Annotated in this window: 1 protein-coding gene; it reads left to right on the forward strand. The window is 46.8% G+C overall.

What is annotated here, in order from left to right:
• Positions 1-536, forward strand: a 536-nt coding sequence (locus RDU59_12975) for a transposase (protein MDQ7839392.1), incomplete at both ends; no start/stop codon positions are given.

The following is a 536-nucleotide window of genomic DNA, read 5'->3' on the forward strand; positions in this document are numbered from 1 at the left end:
CCAGGCCGGTTACCGTTGAGATTAACAAGATGGTTCTTTCCCGCAGAGGTATAACCGGCGAGTCACTGGGGCTTGTAGTGACGGACGGGAATCCGGGGCTTGAAAACGCAGTGGATCTTGTCTGGCCGTTTGTAAAGAGACAGAGGTGCTGGGCGCACAAACTAAGGAACGTGGCCAATTATCTTAAGAAGAAGCATCTTGATCGGTGTATTAAGGAGGCCAGTGCAATCTATACTGCCAAGAACAAGAAAGAAGCCGAACAGCACTACAATAAGTGGCATAATAAATGGAATCCAATCTCACCAAAAGCGGTCAGGTGCGTAGAGAAGGACATAGAGGAACTACTTAACTTCTACAGTTGTCCCAAGGAGATATGGGTCAAGGTGCGGACGACCAATGTTATCGAGAGGGCTTTCAGGGAGGTGAGGAGAAGGACAAGGCCCATGAGTTGTTTTAACAACATCCAAAGTATCGAAAGAATTGTTTATGCAGTGCTAAGTCATTTGAACGAGCAATGGGGAAAGAAACCCCTAAAA

Source organism: Thermodesulfobacteriota bacterium, from assembly GCA_031082315.1.
GTDB lineage: Bacteria > Desulfobacterota > QYQD01 > QYQD01 > QYQD01 > QYQD01.